General features: G+C 34.6%; 21 protein-coding genes and 2 pseudogenes. 12 read left to right on the forward strand and 11 right to left on the reverse strand.

All coding sequences use genetic code 11. The annotated features are described in order from the left end of the window. Positions 1 to 213: 213 nt before the first annotated feature. The 4 genes from Q9306_RS22455 to cdr all read right to left on the reverse strand — a co-directional run bounded on the left by Q9306_RS22455 (position 214) and on the right by cdr (position 3,017). The gene (locus Q9306_RS22455; protein ID WP_306202524.1) at positions 214 to 498 is read right to left on the reverse strand and encodes a rhodanese-like domain-containing protein; all 285 of its coding nucleotides are present in this window, start codon (positions 496 to 498) and stop codon (positions 214 to 216) included. A gap of 15 nt (positions 499 to 513) precedes the next feature. Next, positions 514 to 876: a rhodanese-like domain-containing protein gene (locus Q9306_RS22460; protein WP_306202526.1), complete on the reverse strand. Its 363-nt coding sequence runs from the start codon at positions 874 to 876 to the stop codon at positions 514 to 516. Between the two features lie 109 nt (positions 877 to 985). Further along, the gene (locus tag Q9306_RS22465) at positions 986 to 1,249 is read right to left on the reverse strand and encodes a metal-sensitive transcriptional regulator (RefSeq protein WP_035432943.1); all 264 of its coding nucleotides are present in this window, start codon (positions 1,247 to 1,249) and stop codon (positions 986 to 988) included. Between the two features lie 100 nt (positions 1,250 to 1,349). Further along, complete coding sequence (gene cdr / locus Q9306_RS22470; RefSeq protein ID WP_306202530.1) at positions 1,350 to 3,017, reverse strand: CoA-disulfide reductase; 1,668 nt, start codon at positions 3,015 to 3,017, stop codon at positions 1,350 to 1,352. A 202-nt stretch (positions 3,018 to 3,219) separates the two neighbouring features. Here cdr and Q9306_RS22475 point away from each other — a divergent pair, with 202 nt between their 5' ends. The 6 genes from Q9306_RS22475 (at position 3,220) to Q9306_RS22505 (ending at position 9,358) form a co-directional block, all read left to right on the forward strand. After that, complete coding sequence (locus Q9306_RS22475) at positions 3,220 to 5,421, forward strand: MMPL family transporter (RefSeq protein WP_306202532.1); 2,202 nt, start codon at positions 3,220 to 3,222, stop codon at positions 5,419 to 5,421. 611 nt (positions 5,422 to 6,032) lie between these two features. After that, positions 6,033 to 7,097 (forward strand): ABC transporter permease, encoded by a 1,065-nt coding sequence (locus Q9306_RS22485; protein WP_306202534.1) that lies wholly within the window; start codon positions 6,033 to 6,035, stop codon positions 7,095 to 7,097. After that, positions 7,097 to 7,810: an ABC transporter ATP-binding protein gene (locus Q9306_RS22490; protein ID WP_306202536.1), complete on the forward strand. Its 714-nt coding sequence runs from the start codon at positions 7,097 to 7,099 to the stop codon at positions 7,808 to 7,810. The genes Q9306_RS22485 and Q9306_RS22490 overlap by 1 nt, the downstream gene beginning before the upstream one ends. Before the next feature lie 224 nt (positions 7,811 to 8,034). After that, positions 8,035 to 8,406, forward strand: a complete 372-nt coding sequence (locus Q9306_RS22495; protein ID WP_306202562.1) for an HsmA family protein — start codon at positions 8,035 to 8,037, stop codon at positions 8,404 to 8,406. Positions 8,407 to 8,463: 57 nt separating this feature from the next. Further along, entirely contained in the window at positions 8,464 to 8,862 is a 399-nt protein-coding gene (locus Q9306_RS22500) for a DUF2871 domain-containing protein (protein WP_306202538.1), read from the forward strand. Positions 8,863 to 8,875: 13 nt separating this feature from the next. Then, positions 8,876 to 9,358, forward strand: coding sequence for a CcdC family protein (locus Q9306_RS22505; protein ID WP_306202540.1), 483 nt, complete (start codon positions 8,876 to 8,878; stop codon positions 9,356 to 9,358). 111 nt (positions 9,359 to 9,469) lie between these two features. On the opposite strand, the gene Q9306_RS22510 is transcribed toward Q9306_RS22505, so the two are convergent. Both Q9306_RS22510 and Q9306_RS22515 read right to left on the reverse strand, forming a co-directional pair. Beyond that, complete coding sequence (locus Q9306_RS22510) at positions 9,470 to 10,447, reverse strand: ABC transporter permease (RefSeq protein WP_306202542.1); 978 nt, start codon at positions 10,445 to 10,447, stop codon at positions 9,470 to 9,472. Further along, entirely contained in the window at positions 10,448 to 11,314 is an 867-nt protein-coding gene (locus Q9306_RS22515) for an ABC transporter permease subunit (protein WP_306202544.1), read from the reverse strand. A 1,074-nt stretch (positions 11,315 to 12,388) separates the two neighbouring features. Between Q9306_RS22515 and sdaAB the strand changes: the two genes are divergently transcribed. From sdaAB to Q9306_RS24740, 5 genes are all read left to right on the forward strand, one after another. Beyond that, complete coding sequence (sdaAB, locus tag Q9306_RS22520; protein ID WP_306202546.1) at positions 12,389 to 13,087, forward strand: L-serine ammonia-lyase, iron-sulfur-dependent subunit beta; 699 nt, start codon at positions 12,389 to 12,391, stop codon at positions 13,085 to 13,087. A 21-nt stretch (positions 13,088 to 13,108) separates the two neighbouring features. After that, complete coding sequence (sdaAA, locus tag Q9306_RS22525) at positions 13,109 to 13,999, forward strand: L-serine ammonia-lyase, iron-sulfur-dependent, subunit alpha (protein ID WP_306202548.1); 891 nt, start codon at positions 13,109 to 13,111, stop codon at positions 13,997 to 13,999. A 260-nt stretch (positions 14,000 to 14,259) separates the two neighbouring features. Next, on the forward strand, positions 14,260 to 15,579 hold the full coding sequence (locus Q9306_RS22530; RefSeq protein WP_306202550.1) for an amino acid permease: 1,320 nt from the start codon (positions 14,260 to 14,262) through the stop codon (positions 15,577 to 15,579). A 428-nt stretch (positions 15,580 to 16,007) separates the two neighbouring features. Continuing rightward, a complete protein-coding gene (locus Q9306_RS22535; RefSeq protein ID WP_306202552.1) occupies positions 16,008 to 16,598 on the forward strand; it encodes a methyltransferase in 591 nt (196 codons plus the stop codon). A gap of 471 nt (positions 16,599 to 17,069) precedes the next feature. Then, complete coding sequence (locus Q9306_RS24740; RefSeq protein WP_371932428.1) at positions 17,070 to 18,152, forward strand: acyltransferase; 1,083 nt, start codon at positions 17,070 to 17,072, stop codon at positions 18,150 to 18,152. Between the two features lie 206 nt (positions 18,153 to 18,358). Here Q9306_RS24740 and Q9306_RS22540 read toward each other — a convergent pair whose 3' ends face one another. Both Q9306_RS22540 and Q9306_RS22545 read right to left on the reverse strand, forming a co-directional pair. Beyond that, positions 18,359 to 19,621 carry a neutral/alkaline non-lysosomal ceramidase N-terminal domain-containing protein gene (locus tag Q9306_RS22540; protein WP_306202554.1) on the reverse strand — a complete coding sequence of 421 codons (1,263 nt, stop codon included), beginning with the start codon at positions 19,619 to 19,621 and terminating at the stop codon, positions 18,359 to 18,361. 159 nt (positions 19,622 to 19,780) lie between these two features. Then, a pseudogene (locus Q9306_RS22545) lies at positions 19,781 to 20,416 on the reverse strand (SpoVR family protein); the annotation flags it as partial. Positions 20,417 to 20,848: 432 nt separating this feature from the next. On the opposite strand from Q9306_RS22545, the gene Q9306_RS22550 reads away from it, so the two are divergent. Beyond that, positions 20,849 to 21,268, forward strand: a complete 420-nt coding sequence (locus Q9306_RS22550; RefSeq protein WP_306202556.1) for a hypothetical protein — start codon at positions 20,849 to 20,851, stop codon at positions 21,266 to 21,268. A gap of 117 nt (positions 21,269 to 21,385) precedes the next feature. Here the strand turns inward: Q9306_RS22550 and Q9306_RS22555 are convergent, their stop codons facing one another. The 3 genes and pseudogenes from Q9306_RS22555 to Q9306_RS22565 all read right to left on the reverse strand — a co-directional run. Further along, complete coding sequence (locus Q9306_RS22555) at positions 21,386 to 22,102, reverse strand: hypothetical protein (RefSeq protein ID WP_306202558.1); 717 nt, start codon at positions 22,100 to 22,102, stop codon at positions 21,386 to 21,388. Between the two features lie 73 nt (positions 22,103 to 22,175). Further along, the gene (locus tag Q9306_RS22560; RefSeq protein WP_306202560.1) at positions 22,176 to 22,685 is read right to left on the reverse strand and encodes a hypothetical protein; all 510 of its coding nucleotides are present in this window, start codon (positions 22,683 to 22,685) and stop codon (positions 22,176 to 22,178) included. A gap of 303 nt (positions 22,686 to 22,988) precedes the next feature. After that, a pseudogene (locus Q9306_RS22565) lies at positions 22,989 to 23,233 on the reverse strand (stage V sporulation protein R); the annotation flags it as partial.

Below are 23,233 nucleotides of genomic sequence, written 5' to 3' on the forward strand. Positions count from 1 at the left end.
CCCTAAGAGAAAAAAACATATAACTAAATACTGGATAGACCTAAGTACTAAGTCTCATTAATTTACACAGACTTCTTGACAGAACCGATATATCGGCGGAAGTAGTACATTTATCGGCGATATTTATGATATATCGGCGCTTCGACACGATTTAAAGATCCTTCGACACGGTTCGGCACAAACCGAATAGTCCATCCGCTGCAACTCGAATCCTTACTCCCAAGCTAGCATACCACCGTTCATATTGATGACTTGGAAACCATAGCTTTCTAAAAATTGAGCTGCTCGTGAGCTTCTTCCGCCAGAACGACATACAATCACGTACTCTTTCTGTTTATCTAGCTCATGCATCCGAAACTCTATTAAACGAAGCGGAATATGAAGCGCTTCTGGAATTTTCCCTTCGGCAATTTCCTCTACCTCACGTACATCAATAATGTTTACCACTTCATGATTCATCAGTTTTCGTTTTAATTCTTTCGCAGTCATTTCTTTCATTGTCCTGCATCCTCCTTAACTCCAAGCGTTCATACCACCTGAAACATTGATAATATGTTTAAATCCCATCTTCTTCAAAACTTTTGCTGCTTGTTTACTTCTCATTCCACTCTGACAAATGACAATTACTTCTTTATTTTTATCTAAGCTATTTGCTTGTTGTATGAGTTCATTTAATGGCATATTTCGAAAACCTGGAATATGGTTGCCTCTAAATTCACCTCGTGTACGAACATCAATCAATTGCTTATTCTTTTTCTTCATTTCGTCTTTTAGTTCTTTCCCGCTTATATTTTTTACTCCCTTAACAGGTAACAAACGAGAAAGGATAAACAAGGCAATTAATGCAATAATAGCGATGTTCAATGCTACATTCATTTTATATACCTCCAATAGTATGTTTCATAGTAAAATCCTCATGTTATTCACACATACCCATAAGGGTATGTGTGAACCGTTTTTAAAATCTGCCAAAAAAATTGACAGATTATCTGCTTTTAACTAGTAATTGTACAGCCTCTTTAATAACATCTTCATTCGACGTATCGCCTTTTTCAAATTGTTCGCGAAGGCATTTTTCTAAGTTCGTTCCGACAATTAATCCAATCGTACGATCCATCGCAGAGCGTGATGCCGTCAATTGTGTGATTACTTCTTTGCAATCTTTTCCCTCTTCCATCATGCGAAGAACACCGCGAATTTGTCCTTCAATTCGCTTTAAACGATTTTTCATATCTTGACCGTATTCCAATGGATAAGCACCTCCATACTTTCACTTGCTTTCTGTTAAATATTATACCATGCGTTGTATTTTGTAATCACGTCCTATCAAAATTGACAGGACGTGATTCCTATTCATGCGCAACACAGTTTGGTAAAACCGCCCTATACAGTTTAAAACCACCATCAACATTCTTTACTTCATACCCGTTTTCCATTAAAATACGGGCCGCTACATACCCTCTCATGCCCAGTTGACACGTAATATAAATTTCTTGATCTTTTGGTATCTCATGTAATCTGTCACGCAAGTCATCCAAAGGAATATTTACAGATCCTTTTATAATTCCTTGTTTTAATTCATTCGGTTCCCGTACATCGATTAAATATCCGCCTTTTTCAACGATCTCATCAATTTCATGCCACTGCACTGTATCAACAAGTCCTTCAATAATATTGCTTGCAGCATACCCCACCATGTTCACAGGATCTTTCGCAGAAGAATACGGCGGAGCGTAAGATAATTCTAAATCAGGTAAATCCATCACCTTCAATTTCGCTTTCATTGCTGTTGCAAGCACATCGATACGTTTGTCTACCCCATCACGTCCTACAGCCTGTGCTCCGTAAATTTCTCCTGTTTCTTTATTAAAAATAAGCTTTAATAAAATTGGATACGCATTTGGGTAATACCCTGCATGAGAATTTGCTTGGACGTGAACGACCTCATACGGAAAATCTAAACGCTGTAATACTTTTTCATTCACGCCTGTTGAAGCAACTGTTAATTCAAATACTTTTGCGATAGATGTTCCCATTGTTCCTTTATATATCGAATCTGCGTGACCATGAATAATATCCGCTAATAGACGGCCTTGACGATTTGCCGGCCATGCAAGTGGAATCATCGTTTCTGTTTTTGTAACAAAGTCTTTTACTTCAATTGCATCTCCAATTGCATAAATAGATGGGTCGGAAGTTTGCAATCTTTCGTTTACTTTAATCGTATTTCGAACTCCTAGTTCCAGTCCCGCCTCTTTTGCTAAGCTACTTTCAGGCTGCACACCGATAGAAAGAATGATCATATCTGTATGAATCTTTGTACCGCTTTTCAGACGAATAACTGCTCCGTCTTCTTCAAAAGCCTCTACCCCATCTTCTAAAATGAGCTGAACACCATGTTTTGTCATCTGCTCGTGTACATATGCAGCCATTTCGTAATCAATCGGCGGCATGACTTGATTGTTCATTTCTACAAGTGTTACATCAAGGCCTCGTTCTCTCAAGTTTTCCGCCATTTCAACACCGATAAAGCCACCACCAATTACGGCCGCACGGTGCGGTTTATTTTCATCTATATATCCTTTTATACGATCTGTATCTGGTACATTACGTAATGTAAATAACGCCTTCGCTGTTTCAATTCCTGGAATTGGCGGGACGATCGGCTTAGAACCTGGCGAAAGAATTAAAACATCATACGATTCTTCGTAAGTTTCATTTGTAACTACATTTTTCACCACAATTGTTTTTTCTTCTTTATTGATATTTATTACTTCACTTAAAATGCGAATATCTAAGTTAAAGCGCTTCGACATTTTCTCTACTGTTTGCACTAAGAGCTTTTGCCTTTCTTGAATCACTCCGCCAATGTAATATGGCAGTCCGCAGTTTGCAAACGAAATATATTCACCACGCTCAAACATAATAATCTCATCATCTTCACTTAAACGACGTAAACGTGCTGCAACTGATGCACCGCCAGCAACTCCGCCAACTACAAGAATTTTTCTACTCATTCTTTTCTCCTCCTTACTTATACCCGTATAGGTATATAATAATTATAAAAAAACAATAGCGCAACATTTTAAACTTACTCTCTCCATTTGTTCACAAAACGAAACAAATAATCATTCTTTAATTTTTGTAATATTCTGTTCATATTCCGTTCATATTTTTATTTTAAAATCTTCCTGAACATACGAAGAGGAGGTTATAGATGTGATTCATAAACTTGCTCGCTTCATCAGTAGTCCAAAGGGTGCCAAAATCGTGTTAATCGCTTGGATTCTTGCTATTGGCGTTTTAAGTTTCATCGCACCATCCGCCAAAAAGTATGCAACAAGCAGTGGTGAAGGAAGTATTCATGAAGATACGCCGTCTGCTGTAGCACAACAAATACTAGACGAACAATTTCCATCCAAAGATGGAACAGTCGCCCTACTTGTTTTTCATGGAAAATCCGCAATCACTGTGACCGATCGTGCCAAGATCTCAGAAATTAGCAAATGGCTTTCCTCAGATGATAAACCGAAACATGTCGCAAGTTCCTTACCATTTCACCAACTCCCAAAAACCACACAAGATAAAATGTTCTCCAAAGATAACACAACTATTCTGTTAAATGTTGCCCTAACAAAAGATTTAGAATCAGATCAAATTTATGACATATTACAGCAAATTCGAAGCCACATAAAACAAATGGATATCGGAGACTTAAAGCTTGAAATTACGGGCCCAGCTGGAATTGCAGCGGATACGATTACGCTGTTCAAAAATGCTGACTTCGTATTAATGTTTGCAACAATCGGATTAATTCTCATTATATTAATCATTATTTATCGCTCCCCTTTGCTTGCTGTCATTCCCTTAATTATTTCCGGTATCGTATATGCAGTAGTCGATCGCATTTTAGGATTGGCAGGTCAAAACGGATGGTTCGTCGTTGAGAAACAAGCTCTTTCCATTATGATGATTCTACTCTTTGCTGTTTTGACGGATTATTGTTTATTCATATTAGCTCGTTATAAAGAAGAGTTAAAAAAGACGAGTTCGCAATACGATGCCATGCAAGCCGCGTTAACTCAAGTAATGGAACCGATCCTATTTAGCGGTGGAACCGTTCTGGTCGCGATGCTGACATTGTTCTTTGCTGTTTTTAATGCATATCATAACTTTGCCCCAGTATTTTCAGTGGCCATGGTGTTCATTCTGCTTGGAGGCATTACACTTATTCCCGCTTTATTTGCACTTATAGGCCGAAAAGCATTTTGGCCGTTCATTCCAAAAGTAGCCGAAAAAGAAGAGAAGCTGAGCGGCTTCTGGACAAATGTCGGCACTTTTGTAAAGAAAAAGCCTTCCATCACAGCAAGTATACTGCTCATTATGCTCATTCTTGCTTCGCTGAACGTTGGCTCTATGAAATATTCGTTTAATTTAATGAAGTCATTTCCAAATGACATTTCATCGCGGCAAGGGTTTGAGATTTTAGAAGAAAACTTTCCACCAGGACAATTAGCACCTGTCACTGTCATTTTGAAATCAGATAAAGAAATTGTCTTAGACCAACCCTTTCTTGATAAATTAGCTTCATTATCAAATGCAATGAAAAAACAAGATGGAATAAACACCGTCACACCGGAAATCACTTCCGCATTAGCGAATACGAACTTGCCAAAAAATTTCTTATCGGAAGAAAAACATGCCATCAAACTGCAATTAACTTTACAAGACAACCCTTACGACAAAGCAGCCTTAAATACAATCAAAACACTCCGAGAAAACAGTAACAGTTTATTAACGAAGAGCGGCTTTGATTCCCAGCAATATTCCTTGCATTATAGCGGGCAAACCCCGCAGCAATTAGATGTACAATCTTTAAACGAAAAAGATACGATTGTGACGTTCTCGCTCATTTCCCTGTTCATTCTCATTATGCTGACATACCAATCACGCTCGATCATCATCGCGCTAACAATGATGATCACAATGTTACTTTCTTATTCAGCAACGCTAGGGCTAGGTTGGATGATCTTTCATTATATTTTAGGCTACGACTCAATTAGTTATCGTCTACCTGTCTACACCTTTGTGTTTCTCATTGCATTAGGAGTCGACTATAATATTATGCTCGTATCCCGAATCAAAGAAGAGGCGCAAAAATATGAATGGAAAGAAGCTGTAGCACGCGGGGTTGCTTTAACGGGGGGCGTCATTTCATCAGCCGGCATTATACTCGCAGCTACATTCGGCGTGCTCATTACCCAACCACTTCAAGAACTCTTTCTGTTCGGCTTAACAATGACAATGGGGATTTTAATCGATACATTTCTTGTTCGCGGTATGCTGCTCCCTTCGATTTTGATTTTTTTCAAACCGCGGCGTTCCAAGCATATCTCTTCCCTTCCAACAGATTTAAAATAATTGTTCAAAATGAAAAGTGTGCGACCTGGCACACTTTTCGTTTTCATAAAGTCAATACTGCCCGAAACAGAAATGTAAACGGAAGCGGATTAGGTCTTTCGATCGTAAAAAAGTCGTTGATTTCCACGGCGGAGCAATAACTGTCGATAGTGAACTTGGAAAAGGCACGATATTTTCTATTTACCTTCCGAAACAGGAAGTGGCAAAATAACCTGCACAATATACAGAAATCAAAAAGAAGATAATGCTCTATATAATAGAGAGTTATCTTCTTTTTCTCTTTTAATGGCCTTTTTCAATGCCCTGACCGTTTCTATATAAGTCCATGTTAATTTTCCAACAGATAAGTCGTTGCTATGAATCATAAAAAGTGATGTGCTACTTGTTTGCTCGCTTTGTTTTAACATTGCCTGTGGCAAAAAAAGGGCCCTGACCGCTCTAGGCATGGCCAAACGCTCTCGCCCATCTAAAAAAGCGGTTTTTATGTTGGATTTTCAATTTGTATTTATATATAAACTATAAACTCGTCTTTTGTAACTTTCTGTTCATATTCCGTTCATATTTCTTCTTTATGATAAGAGCATAGAACGAAACAAGGAGGAACGAACCTAATGTTTTTAGCACTTAAAGAATTAAAACAATCGAAATTACGTTACGGATTAATCGGTACAATCATGATGTTATTATCATTTCTTGTACTTATCATATCAGGTCTAGCAAATGGTTTATCTCATGATAATGCCTCTTCTATTATTGAAATGAAAGCAAACAAATTTATCTTATCAGATGATGCAGATGGTAAATTGTTACGATCTCAAATTAAGAAAGATGATGTCGATAAAGTATTAGCACAAGTTGATGAAAAAGATGCAGTTCCAATGCACATTAAAGTATCAACATTTGAAAAAGAAGGCACTTCAAATAAAGTTGATGTTGCTATTTTCTCAAGTAAACAAGATTCATTCATTGCTCCAAAAGTAATTGAAGGAAAAAATAGTACGCTAGCGGACAATGAAGTTGTCGCTGATGAATCAATTAAAGAAAAAGGAATTAAACTTGACGATGTACTAGTAGATCCTATTTCTAAAAAAGCTTTCAAAGTTGTCGGATTCTCGCAAAATCAAATGTTTAGTCATACACCTGTTATCCACATGAATGAAAATGTATGGGACGCTATTGCACTGCCAAATCAAAAAGATTACAGTGTAATTGCTCTAAATACTGATAAAAAAATCGATAACGCAAAAGTTGTTGATAAAAAAGAAGTATTACAAAGTATTCCAGGTTATAAAGAAGAGCAAGGAACATTAACAATGATTATCGCGTTTTTACTTGTCATTTCAGCATTGTTAATCGGCGTTTTCTTCTATGTCATTACATTACAAAAAACACATCAATTAGGTGTATTAAAAGCGATCGGAACGAAAAACTCATATTTAGCAAATACATTAGTTGTACAATCTATATTCTTATCGGGCGTTGCTCTTATTATCGGCATTGGCTTAATCTTTGCGGTAGAAGCTATTTTACCAGCTAGTATGCCGTTCTTATTAACAACAACAACAATCATGCAGTATGCAGGTATCTTTATCTTAATTAGCATATTCGGTACACTTATTTCTCTATATCAAGTATTAAAAGTAGATGCATTAGAAGCAATCGGAGGTGGCATGTAATGGTAACGGAAGTAAAATGGGATAACCCAGCGTCATTATTAAAGCTTGATCAAGTAAGCAAAACATACGGCGAAGGAGAGACAGAAGTAACTGCTCTCCATCCCATTACATTAGATGTAAAAGAGGGCGAATTTATCGGTATTGTTGGTCCATCTGGTTCAGGAAAAAGTACATTGCTTTCCATTGCAGGTGCCCTTCTCTCTCCTTCAAAAGGAAACATTTATATTGCTGATCAAAACGTAACAAATTTATCAGAAAAAGAAATGACAGATATTCGCTTACGAAAAATCGGATTTATCTTCCAATTTGCAAACCTTGTACCTTTCTTAACGGTAAAAGAACAACTTCTGTATATCGCTAAGTTAAAAGGAGAAGATAAAAAAGAAGCAAGTCAGTTAGCAGAGCAATTACTGAAAACATTTGGATTAGGACATCGCATGAATCATTATCCAAATCAACTTTCAGGCGGAGAAAAACAACGTGTAGCGATTGCTCGTGCGTTCATGAATGATCCAGACTTAATTTTAGCTGACGAACCGACTGCGAGTCTTGATTCAAAACGCGCTAGAGAAGTCGTTGAATTAATGAAGCAAGAAGTGAAGAAAAATAAAAAAGCAGCGATTATGATTACACACGATGAAAAAATGCTTGATGTATGCGATCGAATTTTAACACTTCGCGATGGAAAATTATTACGAGCAAACGAAGTGTAAATCACAGTAATCTAAAAAACTTTCTTATTCCCATTTCCACAGTGAATAAGAAAGTTTTTTCTTTATTCACAAGTACCTCTTCATTTTTCGTTTACAACATAATACAATTTAAATATAATAATTACGCCAATTTTAGTATGTAATATTGCGTTCATATTCTATTCATAATTCTCATGTAACATTCTTTATATAAAGAACATGACTGTTAGAAAGGAATGATGAACGTGTTAGCATCTGCGATTATATGTATTACAGCTGCACTCATTTTTTATACAATTGGCGTATGGAGTGAAAAATTCCAAAAGACATTAAAACCTTGGCATGTCGTTATTTTTTGGCTCGGACTTGTATGTGATACACTCGGAACGACATTAATGGAAAAGATGGCAGAAGCAGGATCCCTGTTCAGTTTCCACGGAATCACAGGCTTAGCAGCAATTTTACTCATGTTATTCCATGCTGTTTGGGCAACAATTGTGTTAATCAAAAAAGATACAAAAATGATGACAACATTCCACAAGCTAAGTATTATCGTCTGGTTCATTTGGCTAATCCCATATATTTCTGGCCTTATTTACGGAATGACAAGCAACTAATAATCGAAGCCTACTATCCAAAAATAAACATTGCTAATGCTACCTAGGAGGTATATGATGAAAAAGTTATATAATGCAGCATTCACTTATTTAATTATCGGTCTATTATCCGGTGTATTCGCGAGAGAATATTCAAAAGCGCAAGGAATTCAAGGTACTACATCGCTATACAAGTTGCACACACATGTGCTAGTTCTTGGATTTTTATTCTTCTTAATCGCTTTAGCTCTATCAAAATTATTTGCAGTCCATGAGGCAAAAAGCTTTAACATGTGGTTCATCGTCTATAATGTAGGATTAGTTTTAACAGTTGGTTCAATGGCGACCCGCGGACTTCTTCAACTCAATGGAGCTGATTTTAAAGGATTAAGTCATATTGCCGGAATGTCTCATACGATCCTTGGTGCCGGTCTCGTTTGGTTTATGATTCTATTAAAAAAATCGTTCAAAGGATAAAAGGAGGTCAAACATGAACTTAGCTGTTCTATCGAGTATTGTTGCTCTTTGTATGGCTGTTGGAATGATGTTCCTTCGCTTAAAATCAGCAAAGAAACCTGTAACACTTAAAAAAATTATCCTCCCGCCTATTTTTATGAGTACGGGAGCATGTATGTACTTCTTACCAGAATTTCGCTTAACATCATCTGAAATTCTCGAAGCAGTTATCGTTGGTTTATTTTTCTCGATTTTTCTTATTAAAACATCAAAATTTGAAATACGCGGAACAGACATCTATTTAATACCTTCTAAAGCATTCATCTTTATTTTAGTCGGTTTACTAGCTGTCCGCCTCGGTATGAAAGAATATTTAAGTCAATCAATTGATTTAGGACAATTAAGCGGTATGTTCTTCTTACTTGCCTTTGCGATGATCGTCTCTTGGAGAATTGGCATGTACCGTTCGTTTATGAGATTACAAAAAGAAATGAACTTTGCAACTAAGAGTGTTTAATCATATCAAAAAGCCCAATACAAAATATTGGGCTTTTTTTATGGTTAAAAACCTTTCTTTTTTGAGTGGGTGAGAGCATCTGGTCGTGTATAGGAGCGACTTATATCAATCTCAAAAATTAGAAGTCTGTTTTTCTTCCACTACGTCATACTCTACTTTCTGTACTTTTGAAGTACTTGATTTTTCAAATGCATTTTGCAATCCTACTAACATCAAATTAGCCGCAACGACTGTTAAAGAGAAAAAAACAATTGGAACGAGTGCAATCCACGGATGAATAGAAAGCATATGAAACTTATCCCCAATTAATCCAGACCATTCAAATGATAACGTCCGCGGAGGTTCTTTTGCGGGACTGTGATCAATAACTGTTCCGCCAAAGAACATCTTCAATACTCCTAAATGTGCCAACACGAGAAGAACTTTATTGAATTGCTGAACTAATAAGATGACTAAAGTAGAACGAAGCTGCGGGAATATATGTTTACGTAAAATGTGAAACTTTGATCCGCCTAATATAGAGGCAGCTTCCACAAACTCTGTTGTGAATAGTTTTTTCACTTCATTTGCTACATAAAATGACGCTGTCGGAAGCGCAAGAATAGTAAGAATAAACATTTCAAAAAGAGCACGTTGATAAAATGGCTGCTGAAATCCATCTATCGGCATCGACATCACATTTACTAGTAAGAAGTACGCAATAATCGTGAGCGGCATAATCGTAAAACTATCAAAAAACGATTCAATCTTACTGCTCCATCTTTTCAGAAACGTACCGATTCCGACGCCAAACACAATTGCAAATCCGACCTGCAGCATTGCAATACAAGCCGATAAACCAATGGTGAACTTTGCACCTTGGATAATGACATGAAGTAAATCATATCCATGTATATCAGTACCTAGCAAAAAATGAGTAGATGGAGGGAATGGCGGCGCTCCCATCAAGTTCCCGTTCTCATAAAGGGCCGTCACTTGCCTAATTTGCCCATCATTGAAAATCGTATTCGCAATACTAGCAAGTAACAGTATGACTAAAAACAAAAAACTGAACAGAAACTGCTTTTCCCTTACAAGATGTTTGATCACCTACACTCCCTCCCCTCTCATAACAGCAGGTACAAATAGATCATACGCTTTGTAAATAATGAAAAATGGGATATAAAGCAATAAAAGCGTCACAACAAACACTTCCGGAAATGGATATTTCAAAACAAAAGACACAATACCAAGAACATTAAACAAATATTCAACCATCAACAGATTAGAAAACATAAACCATACAATCGTCTTGGAATAATGAAACATCGAAAACAACACATTGCGGAGCACATGATGACGAAATATGTGATAGAAATTCAAACCTTTCGCACGAGCATAAGCAATATAATCTTTTTGCAACTCTGCTTCTACCTGCAGCAAGAAAATACGAGTTAACATAATCGTTGGGGGAATACTTAAACAAACAACAGGCATCAAAATGGACTTCTCCTGCCATGTCGTAGCGATATTAAACACCATAATATCCGTTTTTTGAAATAACCAAAGCACCACAATTTGAAAACACATAATAATGAACAAATCAGGTATTGATTCTAATATAACTAACACAAACTTCATTCTTTTCACTTTTTCATAGAAAAAGCGAATAATCAGATAGGTAAAACAAAAAGCACACAAAACCGAAATAACAAGTGCCAGCATAAATAACCCTAAAGACTGCCAATAAAATTCAAGAATTTGTGGAAATATCGGCCGTAAACCTTTCCCATACGTCAAATGAGAAAAGTCTAATAGCTTTTTACATAAGTCACCAAGAGCTTTGAAATAGTTATTTATATCAATTTCCATCCCTTTAAACAAACTCGGTAGTGAACTTAAACAAAGAATACCCGCTATAGCTAGAATGAGTTGAATGATCGCTGTGGATATCTTTTGGATTGTGATTGTTTTCATACTCCCCTCCCCTTTCATTTTCTGCTTCTACAAAAACACATAATATTCAATCATTTTAATCTATATTTCCCCTTTATTACTTAATAAGCTTTTTAATATAGTATTACTTATACGAAGATACTCATTGGACAATGAAGGATCCCTTTTTTCATAATAAAAAGCAATCTTCTCTGCATATTCTGAAGCTAATTTTAATCGCTTCCCCTTTCTCGTAATAGGTAAACCATACTCAATTAAATAGCCAATTAATGACTCCTCTTTCCTTTCCAATAATTCCTATATAAAATTTTATCATTTTTTACAGAATATTCAATAAAATATAGAATTCCATAAAAAAGAAGATACTGTTAACCGTTCACATTAATAGTACCTTCTCTTCTTTTTCCATACTAATCACACACCTTATGCAAAGTAATACTATCAGGATGTCCAAGATTTATAAAAAAGAAGTTCCTTTTTTCTGAAAAATGTATATAAATTCAAGATAAATAATAAATACCCAAGAAAGATTTTATATTTTCTTCATTTATTCCTTTCCATCTACATTAATCATTTATTATAACAGCTTTCACGTCTAAAATAAGATGTTCCAACAAAGGAAAATATAAGTATCTTTATAATGATTTTCCAATGTATTCAATGTGTTAAGCAAAGGCACACTGTGTTATTTTTGCTTCTCTACTAACTAATACAGCTTCAAACAATGGACACAATTGCTACATGCCAACTGTAATTTATTATCTATTCAAGATTCTGTTTATTCAATCTTTCTAAAAACAAAAAAATATTAAATTCATAAATATACAAGTTATAATGAGGGCGTCGAGAGATAATCTATTACCTCCAGAGAAAATATCAAACCTGGTTCTGGTGCAAAAATTCTAAAGACCTTGCAAGTAATCTTCTAAAATTGGACATACTGATACGATTACTTTACATAAGGTGTGTAATCAGAATGAAAATTTATTCAACATGGAAATGAAAACGTTATCGACCGGAACATATTTTGAATTGATCATTCTAATAACTTAGATTCAACTGCAATTAAAAATAAGAAATTATGGGGGTGCTTATATGAACATGAATGTAGCATCTATTAAAGAAAAAAAGGTTGTTAAATACAAAAGTTGTTTTGATGTGATTGGGCCGGTAATGATAGGTCCTTCAAGTTCACATACTGCAGGGGCTTTAGCTATTGGAGCCGTTGCCAATAAATTATTTCAAGGTCTTCCCAAAAAAGTCGTGGTAAGGTATTATGAATCATTTGCTGAAACCCATAAAGGACACGGAACTGATTTTGCAATTATTGCTGGAATATTAGGATTTGCTACCGATGACAGCAGAGTGCCAGATGCTATTAAAATAGCAGAATCTAAAGGCATTGACATTACCTTTATTGAAAAAGCAGGTGATAGTCCTGCTGGTCATCCAAATACAGCAGATGTATATGTAGAGGATGAAAGTCGAAGTATTAGAACGATAGGTATTTCGGTCGGCGGTGGATTAATTGAAGTCAAACATGTTGAAATTGACGGATTTAGCTTAGATCTGCAGGGGCCACTGCCAGTTATTATTGCAATTTCCGAAAAAGCTGACTTTGAATTTGTCTTACGTAGAATCTTTAAACAATATGATGTGGAAATTAACGACTTTCATAGTTTAGAAGAAAACGGAAAATATTTATGTGCATTCGCTTTGGATTCGCTATTGCCTGGTAATGCTCAGAAGGAACTTAGAAGTTTAAGCAATCTAGCTAATATCATTATTCTTTAGTACATTAAGGGGTGAAAAAATATGTATATGTCTATAAAAGAAATTGTGGATGCAGCTAATAAAAGTAAAAAGCCAATTTATGAATTAGCAATCGAACAGGAAATCGAACAAACTAAAACTTCTTATGAAGAAGTTTGGAGTAAAATGGAAAGAAATTTAACAACTATGGAAAATGCCATACATAAAAGTATCGAAGGCGACGGGGTATTTTCTCCAACTGGTTTAACCGGAGGCGATGCTGTTAAAATAAAAAAATATCGAGAAAATGGAAAAACCCTTTCTGGAGATTTGATGGTGTTAGGGATTCAAAATGCTATCGGTGTTAATGAAGTAAATGCTGCATTAGGAGCTATTTGTGCAACTCCAACAGCAGGTGCGAGTGGGACGATCCCGGGAGTCCTATTTAGTATTAAAGATACGTTGCAGTTAAGTCATGAAGATATGATCCATTTTCTATTCACTTCAGCGTTATTTGGAACGATAGTCGCAAATAACGCTTGTATTGCTGGAGCGTACGGAGGATGTCAGGCTGAAGTAGGTAGTGCCTCAGCAATGGCAGCTGCAGCAGCGGTAGAAGCTGGCGGAGGAACACCGCAGCAATCTTCTGAAGCTTTCTCAACCGCATTACAAAATTTACTCGGTTTAGTTTGTGATCCGGTCGCTGGTTTGGTAGAAATTCCTTGTGTAAAGAGAAACGCCATTGGAATGGCAAATGCTTTAGCAGCAGCGGACATCGCATTAGCCGGCGTAAACAATATCATCAATGCTGACGAAGTTATTGAAGCGATGTATAGAGTTGGAAGACAGATGCCCCGCGAATTAAGAGAGACAGGTTTAGGCGGAATTGCGGCCACACCTACAGGGATTGCCATTAAAAATAAAATTTTTGGAGAGAAACAATTAAAGCAATAAACAGTTATTAAAAATATTGTGAAATAGTTAACAATTCTATTCTCTATTGTTCTCCTAAGAGAGACATTATCACTAAAATATACTACTATACAATTAAAATGTTTTGTGAACGCTAACAAATCCATTAGGTTGATGTGATCAACTTAGAAGAAGGACGCACGATGCGGCGCACCTTGTAAGCGATTCATTTTTCAAGAATGGTCTATATTCCTAAACCTTAAAAAGAGACGTAAGAATAGGACACAAGGAGGAATTATTATATGAATGGGAATACTGCAAAAAAAGTAGAATTTCAAGCTGAAAATACTGCAGTAAAAAATGAGAAATATCTAGACCCTAAAAAGTGGCATAAACAGGATACTACCTGGGCATTGAGCCTTTTTGGAACAGCAATTGGAGCAGGAGTACTCTTTTTACCTATTAATGCAGGTTCAGGTGGTTTATTATCATTACTGTTAATTACCATACTTGCATATCCTGTTATGTATTACTCACATAGGGCGCTCGCTAAAATGATATACGCTTCAAATTCTGCTGATGAGGGGATTACAGGTACAATAAGAGAGTATTTCGGAAATAAGGCAAGTATCATTTTTAACATAGTATATTTCGTCTCAATTTATACGATCGTGCTGATGTATTCAGTTGCACTTACAAATACTGCAAGTAGTTTTATCGTGCATCAATTGCACATGCCGGAGCCTCCAAGGGCCATTTTATCGCTTGTATTAGTACTCGGTCTTATCGCTATACTAAATTTTGGTCAAGATATCACTGTAAAGATAATGAGCATGCTAGTATATCCTTTCATAGCTTCTCTACTTTTTATCGCAGTATCTTTAATTCCAAAGTGGAATACGTCAATGCTTAGTTTTTCAAGCGCTGCGACTGATTCAACAGGAATGGGGTATTTCGGAACGATATTGATGATACTACCAATCATCGTATTCTCGTTTAATCATTCTCCAATGATTTCGTCATTTGTTATAAAACAGAGATCTACTTATGGAATAGAAGCTACTGATGCCAAATGTGCTCAAATACAAAAAGTTTGTTATATCATGACATTCGTTGTTGTTATGTTCTTCGTTTGGAGCAGTACCTTGAGTTTAACTCCAAGTGATCTTGCAATGGCAAAAAAAGAGAACTTGTCAATCCTATCATATCTTGCGAATGAGCTTAATTCGCCTGTAATCACGATCGCAGCTCCAATCATTGCTTTTATGGCCATAACAAAGTCCTTCCTTGGCCATTATATAGGCGCATATGAAGTAATGCGTGACATGATTATCAAGTCTAGTAAAAAACGCGGGAAGAATATTGGAGAAAAAACAGTTAAGACAACGATCCTTACTTTTGTCGTATTAACTTGCTGGTATGTTGCTTATGCAAATCCAAGTATTCTTGGAATCATCGATGCCCTTAGCGGTCCGTTAGTTGCTGCTATCTTATGTCTATTACCAATGTATGCAATCCATAAAGTACCAGTACTAGCTAAATACAAAGGGAAAGCAAGCAATGTATTTGTCATTATTATAGGCATACTTACTGTCCTAGCAAGTATTAAGTCATTATTCTAATTCACTATTGTTGGTTCTGGTGCAAATAATCCTTAACGTGGGTTTTATGTTTAGTACGTTGACTGTACCCCATTGCCATCATGCTAAGGTAAACAAACACCCTAAAACGAGAAAATTCACATCTTCAAATTGAAAATGTGCAAAATTCTTGTTTTAGGGTTTTATAAATTTCTTAGGTTGATGGGCATGTAGCGGTACCCCTAATAGTATCAGTATGACTAAGATTAAAAAATTCATTGCACAACGTTAGTTTTTTGCACCAGAACCACAAAAAGAATATGTGATATTTTGATATTTTAAAATATCGAAATATCAAAATATATAGTTTTAATTTAGTTTCTGTCGTGATATGATGTTTTTAATTCTAATACACGACATAGTTTGACAAGTTTCGTAAATAGGAATGGATAAAGGGAGGGATATCAATTATGAAACGCTATAAAGTATTAAGTGCGACAGCTTTAGCTACGATGCTAATAACAGGAACATGCTCATCTACATTAGCATTTGCTGCTGAAAACGAAACTACCACGCAACAAGTACAAGCATCACCTGCATTTTCTGCAAACTTTATTGCACAAACACAAAATCTAAATATGGTACCAATGAATAATCTAGATAAAGCTGTTCAAGCTGCCTTGTTAGGACCTGAAATTAAAAAATTAAAAGTATTTGATCATGAATTTAATGTAAAACCAGCCTATATTTCTAAAAAGGGCAATCAAACCATTGTAAATGGACAAATTTCTCATCATTTGGGTTATCGTTTAGATGATCAAGTGTATTATCGATTTGTAAAAGAAAATGGAGAAATCAAGAATTTAGAGATTAAAATTGATCGCGGCGGATGGACAAAAATCGCCGCACCGATAGGTGGCATCATTGCTAAATATTTAGGCTCTTCGATTACGCCTGATCAGTTATCACAAATTGGACAACAATTAGGAGCTCTAATAGATGGAAAATGGGAATATGCGGATGACGCTATTGTTGCAGCAATTGGTTTATATGTAGAATAAAAAGTATATACAAACTGTTCTCATTTCATATCCAACAAAAAGGTGATTCTATACGTAATGTAAGAATCACCTTTTTGTGCTGCAATTTCATTTTGAAGTTGCGTTTGACTTGAATCATGTTTTTTTAAGTAGCTAAGAAATTCATTGTTCCCCAAAACAAAAAAATGACCTAAATTCTCATAAATAACGCTTGTAGTGATATAAAATTTTCGTTTTAGGATACTTCAAAACATTAGCTTGATGGACATGTAAAGTGCCCCATTTAGTCAAACCTTATTCCCTCTTCTTAATTAGGTAAATTTACCAGTATCATTTCTCTATAATTCATGTTATATTATTTTGTCTATTAAAATATCTATTATTGTATATTGTAAGATACTTTTTTAAAAATGGAGACTTCGTTCATGAAAAAATTTTTTAGCAATAAAACCAATATTCTATACCTATCCTTTAAAAAAAAGAGTTCAAAAAATGACTTGTAATTCAAAGAATCTCATAAAACCAAAAAAAATAATTAAAAATTCTAATATTGAATTCATTAGAATTATAAGCATGATTTTCATAATTTTCCATCATTATAGTGTTCATAGTGGCTGGGTTTTTAGCGATGTTTATTCTAAAAGACAATATTTCATAGAAACCCTGGGCTCTTTTGGAAAAATAGGGGTCATATTATTTGTCATGATATCAGGATATTTTTTAAAACAATCTACATTTAAAATAAAAAAACTCATATCTATGTGGGGATTAACATTTTTCTATTCTATTTCTATTTATTTAATATTCCTACTAACAAATAAAATTAATCTTACTCATGAAATTTGGAAATTTATTTTTCCACTTTCCTTTTCAATTTATTGGTTTGTTACAATTTATACATTTATTTACATACTAACACCTATATTTAAAAAAATACTGCTACAATTTAAACAAAAACAAATTTTAATATTTTTATTTCTTTTTGTTTTTGTTTGTAGACTTCCAGTAGTCATAGGATTATTAACTTCAAACCCAGATGCATTTTCTCTAGATAATCAATTTCTTTTTATAATCTTTATTACTGCAGGCTATTTAATTAGGGAATATGAGTATAAGATCACTGCTTCCTATAATAAATATCCATATTTATTATTAATAATTACCACCCTTCTTATACTGATTGGCCCTTATCTTATTAGATACATTAATTATAAATTTAATTTATCAATTTATTCAAATTTTTTCGTGGAATTAAACAGTATAAATGCACTACTGTTTTCTGTTAGTTTATTCATTATTTTGTCTAGATTAAACTTTAAAAGTAGAATAGTAAATTCTATAGGGGCTTGCACGTTTGGTGTTTACTTAATTCACGATAATCCTTTCATACGAAAGTTCATATGGATAGACTTATTTCATGACGCTGAACACCTCTATGGAAAATATATAATAATAAGCTCGATGGTCGAACCAGTAATAATCTTTTTAATATGCGTTGCAATAGAATTACTACGTAAAAAAATTTTAACCAAAGTAAATTTCTTCATACATTCAAAAGCAAAAAAGATACGATAAGTCCATCTAATAAGGTGGGCTTATTTTTATTATTAACATTATGGTATTCTACCTATAAAAATGACAGAGGTATTTACATGGATGTGTAGCTGTACCCCTACTTTGCCCCTGATTACAGCAACGCTGATATTGGGCCTATAAACAAAGAGCTTGGATTATTTCCAAGCTCTTAATCTTAATCTATAAACTGCTTCATTATAAAAGTTTTAAGAATTATATAGCTCCAAAACTTTCTCCACTACAAGCTCAGCAGTATTCTCTTTTGGAGGCATCCATATATTTGTAACCGGTCCATAGACCACAGGATTCAATTCTACTTCATACCCTCCGTAAGTATATTCTTCTTTTGTAGGTAGATATCCAAGATAACCATTTGTGTAGCCACCAAAAAAGGCAAGTTCATTATTCAGTTGTTCTTTAATCTCTAAAGCTGTTTCTGAAAATGGTTCCATTGGTATTCCAGAAAACAAACCTTCATTGATTTGAAGTAACTGAATTTCTAAATCAATTGTTAACTGTCTTATATTTTGTTTGTATTTATCTAACATAATCGTAAGCCATTCGTCAGTATTTACGCCCCAATGTGTTTCAGCTAATTGCGCCATCCTTTTTATTCCGTCAGGTTCAGGAATATCCTTTAACTTCATTGGTAATGTGCTTGAAATAGTTTTCAACTTTGAAATTGAGTTGTACGTAATAGTTGGCAGCATCGTTAAGACATTTCCACTTACGATGTAAGCCATTTGTTTTAATGCTTCCATTGAACCACGATATTTTGCATTTATATCTCCCGCAGCCCCCTGAACAATTGTTACAGGACAGTTAAGTGTTTGTTCGAGAATTTCCCTTGTTAAGCCTGGGTAATCGGCTGATAATCTATCACTATCTCCCTTTAAAACATTTGGATGAGCCGTACAAAATACAATGATTCCAGTTAAATCTTTTGTTTGGTCGTTTCTGATTGCTAGAACACCGATCCGTTTATCCACAATGCCATTTACATCAACACCCATTTTCGCTTTTCCATCAGGTGTTTTTTCTCTTCGATTTACCCCTATTTCACCTAATGTGACGTTCCAACCAACTTCAGATGGTTGCATATTGTCATTTGCAATAACTGCAGCTCTTACTACATTATTAATTAATATCGTTTTATAAGACTTTATTAATTTATTATCACCGACTGTTTCGGGGCCAGAATGCGTATGAGTATAAACAACCATTATGTTTTCTAATGGAACATTTAACTCATTTGCGATTTGTTCCCGAATTGCTGTTGTATCTTCTATTAACATCCCTATGTTATCAATGCTGATGAATACAGTCTTTGTTTGATTGCTTTCAAACACATATGCGATTGCATAAATGTGTTCATCAATATTACGGACCCCTGTTTCTCTATGGTATCCAATAAAGTCGATACCTAAGGGTGGTGTAATATCTACCTTATATATTCCCACTTTACTCATTTGAATCTCTCCAGTTATCTGTGGCATTTGTTATTTCATTCAATTAAACTGTGCTGTGATTATATAAGAAATTAGTTTCCTTATATATCCTAACACAAAATTAAGAATTTTCATTCCATCACTTTCTAACAACGTAAAAGCCGCTGATTCCAGCGGCCCTCACACATACTTCCGATGCACCATCTTCCCATCATACGAAAACACAACATTCTTATTCTCCACTATCGACTCCATATGCACCGTTCTTCCCCATAACTGATAAATGTACGGCAGCACTTTCTCTAAATATTTCAAATCAAGTTCAATACCTTCATAGCAATGCTTAATGTACAATTCTCCGTTCTTTAAATGATCTCCATCTTCAACAACTAAATATGGGAATCCACCGTTTGTTCTCATATTCACTAACTGATCTCGAACATTTTCCCAATCTTTATCAACGACTTTATAATCTTTTCCTTGGCGCTGGAATAAGTACATATCTTCGCGCATGACAAGTTCTTTGTTTAAGTAGTTTCTAAGGAATGATACATCCCATTCAATTTCCCGCACTTCAAACATTTTCTCTCTTCCTGAATTCGGCTTTACACCTTGGCGTATCATTTCTTCTGTCGGATTGTTGTAGCGTTCTTCAATGTCTTAAAACATTTTAATGCCGAGATAGTACGGGTTAATACTTGTTTTTGACGGCTGCACAACCCCTGCGTTTAGCTTTGCAAATTCGATTGCTTCATCTGAGCTTAAGTCCATTTCACGGAGGATGCGTTGATGCCAATACGAAGCCCAGCCTTCGTTCTGCTAAGGTGCTTAGAAATTTATTTATTTTTAACTATAAAAGATTGCTCATTACAAATTATCATAATTCCAGAAATGGTTACCAATATTTTAAAAAACAAATCCGTACTATGGGTAAAATAAAATCATGGCATTTTAATTAACGGGTTCGGTTCAGAGGGAGGAAATATTAAATAGCAATACAATTGGAGGTAAAAATCGCAAATGATTTGGTACCTCCAATTGTATTGTTATATCAAGGTTTCTTTCGCTTTAGCCTTGGAATTAGCATATAAATTCGTACCCCATTTAGCAGAAGTACATAAATTTATGTACTTCTGCTAATTTTTGTGCTAAATACAGCGCTAATTGGATGGACAGTATTTAGCTAACAGGATGTGATTTGATAAAGAATAATAAGTTGGGAACAATATTAGAAAAGGTAAATAAGAGGTGACCTTATTGGTTAAACATTATTTTATCTTATTTGGATTTTTATTATCTGTTATTACTCCTTTCCAAACAGTTAGAACAGAAAAGGTTTCAAAATGGGAAGATTGGTATGTAACAACAGAGAATATCGTTTTAGATATTGTGTTTCCAGCCATTGATAAAAGGGTAATAAAAGAATATGGAGGAAAAGAATCTTCTGGTTTTGGTTGGCATTGGGAAAGAATAGTCGGCATCAATTATAATAACAATCATTCTTATGATGTTGCCGTAAGAATCCAAGTTCCTTCTGATAATAAACCATTTAGCTATGCGAAGGACTTAGTGAAAGTCAGAGTGTATCCATCCTGTGACAGCCCTAAAATTGGTTGCAAACACGATTTCAAAGTAGAAATATTAGATTACAAACATTTGTCCCAATAAGAAATTTCAAAAAATATACGATACCTATATGTATGTTAAAAGGGTAGCTAAATCGCTACCCTTTTGGTTTACTATTTGTTTTACTTTTTGCTGTTTTCTCCCTATCAACCGAAGCCGTTACATTTTAATATCCACACTAACAAAATTGATATATAATACCTTAGCAGTTTCTGAATCAACAGTTATTAATAAAGAATCAGACATTTGATTAAACAATTTTAGTGTTTCCAACTCTTTTAAATTGTCTTTCAACTCCCATCCTATTGGTAAAATGGTAAAAGACTTTTCTGTTATACAAAATGTATTTTTAATAAACCAGATAACGTGAAGTAAATCCGAATCTATGATTGTCGAGGGTTCTACATATTCTTTTAATACTTCATATTGTACTTGTTGTCGTTTACCTATATTAATATATCTATCCTCTAATGATTCTTTCTCGCCTAAAAAATATAGTTCTTTTATAATAGGATGAATTAGATTGTTTTTAAGCATATCCTTAAATCTATTTCTTGAAACATCCTTTAACTCTTGAAACTGAATACGCTCTAATCGTTTATTGATATATATTTTCTGAATTTTATTGAAGTGGATTGCAATTTCATTTACGACAATTCCTTCTATTTTTTGATTTGTGATAGGTATAGCAGTTAATACTGTTGGTATTTCGTATAATATATGATTTGCTATAAATAACTGTGCAATTATAGATATATTGTCACTAACTCTTTCTAAGCACACATTCTGTATGTTAATTTCATTATCTATTCCATCATCCATTACAAATGACTCATTTCCTAATGGATAATCAGATTTTTTTTTTACCCAATTCATTTCCTTATTCCCCTTTCATGAATAAAAACGATGCATGTAAACACCATACATCGTTTTTATTACCTAATATTAATTATCTAACGGTAAAGGTTCTAGATGCAACATTATTAACGTTATATGCTCCTTTTAAACCATATACTGTTCCCCATAATTCAGAGTAATATGTACCAGCACCGACATACATTTCTACTTGGCTATATACTGTACTAGATACACTTCCATGGAATATAGTCTCTCTTTTACTGTCTACAGATATACCACCAGGCATATAAATATAGACTGTAGTAGCTACTTTACTAATTTTATCATTAACTAGTGAATATTTAGTATTACAATGTGCAATTCCATGTCCTCCGTCTGTACAAGTAACTGTAGCAGTTCCATATGAACTAGCTGCAGCAGAAACATCCAAATCTTTATTTTGGGAAGCTGGAACCAAATCATATACAGTAGTAACAGACTTAGAGACCTGGTTTCTATTTTCGGAAACACTATTATTTTCTTCTGCAAAAACACTAGATGTAGGAAGAATACCAACTAAAACAAAAAATACAGAAAGTACAACAGCTATAACCTTTTTCATAAAATCCCCTCCCAATTTTATTGATATACAAGTGATAACACCAAAAGTAAACAAATTTTGCAAAATTAAGAAAAATACAGGTTCATCCCCCGACTTATGGTGATGAACCATTTTTATACAAAAAGTTTTTTAACCTTTCTCTTTCACATTACTAATGAGCATAATTTTCTCGGGAAAATTATGTATTTGCAGGTAAAAATTTAATATGAGCCACCACTAATTTTTTAAAAAATATAACAAAATTTGCAAAAAAATTACAACAAGCAAATATATTAAAAAAAGTCGTTGGTTTCCCAACGACCATCACACATACTTCCGATGCACCATCTTCCCATCATACGAAAACACAACATTCTTATTCTCCACTATCGACTCCATATGCACCGTTCTTCCCCATAACTGATAAATGTATGGCAACACTTTCTCTAAATATTTTAAATCAAGTTCAATTCCTTCATAGCAATGCTTAATGTACAATTCTCCGTTCTTTAAATGATCTCCATCTTCAACAACTAAATATGGGAATCCACCGTTTGTTCTCATATTCA

This window comes from Bacillus multifaciens (assembly GCF_030756675.1).
Lineage (GTDB): Bacteria > Bacillota > Bacilli > Bacillales > Bacillaceae_G > Bacillus_A > Bacillus_A multifaciens.